General features: G+C 43.2%; 1 protein-coding gene. It reads left to right on the top strand.

The genetic code is table 11. The features are described from left to right. Positions 1-221: 221 nt before the first annotated feature. Positions 222-848: a DUF3800 domain-containing protein gene (locus BP822_RS01465; RefSeq protein ID WP_273278258.1), complete on the top strand. Its 627-nt coding sequence runs from the start codon at positions 222-224 to the stop codon at positions 846-848. Positions 849-1,002 lie beyond the last annotated feature (154 nt).

The raw sequence follows: 1,002 nt of genomic DNA on the forward strand, positions 1-1,002 counted from the left end.
GCCCGGTGGACGTTGCAGGCAGCGCCATGCCCATGCAGAAGATCGAGACCGTGAATATCCCCAGGAGCGAGGCCCTGGCCGGAGGCCAGACCACCTGGGGGAGCTGCAAAGCATCATGCAGAACGATATTCAGGATATAGATGCAGATTTATCCTCCAGGCTTTCTCCAGTTTGAGCGGATGCCTATTTAGCCTGCATTCATAATTGGGGGCAAAAGGCGCATGCTACACATTTTTATTGATGAAGCTGGTGTTGCTGGCACCACCCAAAACTTCGTTATCGGCTTTGCATTTTTCTCAAACAAAAATTATAAACTTTGTGTAGATAATATGAAGTCTGAGATAAAAGGGCTTAAAGGAAAAGAACCTAGAGAGTTGCATTTTCATGATATGAGTCCTGAAATAAAAATGGAGTTCTTAACTTGCCTGGCTGAGCTGAAAGGAAGGTTTGGATATATCCATGTTCAGAAGGAAAAAATCGATAAGGAATTTCAAAACCATCCTGATAATAATTTAATATATAACTTAATGTTATTTTATTTGATCGAAAATCTTGTTAAGAGCGGATACTCAGCGGAGCATATCACTGTTTATGTTGATCAGCGCTCAACTGATAGGGCAATAAAGCGGGATTTGGCCAGGTACCTTCCCATGAAAGTCAATCCGTTGCTCAAGGACAGAAGGCTTTACGTTAAATGGGAGCGGTCGCATAACAGCAGAGGCATACAGTGTGCAGATTCCATCTGTGGCAGCGTATATAGGAAATTCGAGAAGAACGATAGCAGGTATTATGACGTAATCAAGCCCAATTTCATCATCGCTAGAGATTATCTCTTCGGAAAAGTATAAAGATCACTCCCATCGGTCATCTATGCGCAAAGCGCACATCCCAATGGGTAACTAATTAAATAATACCCTTCGGGCATAAATGCTTTTCGTACAGAATATCGTTCATGCAAAAGCTTTTTCGTCCGCCAGGGCAAAGCCGTCGCCAGGAGGATTA

Origin of the sequence: Methanosaeta sp. UBA458 (assembly GCF_002496085.1) — an archaeon.
GTDB lineage: Archaea > Halobacteriota > Methanosarcinia > Methanotrichales > Methanotrichaceae > Methanothrix > Methanothrix soehngenii.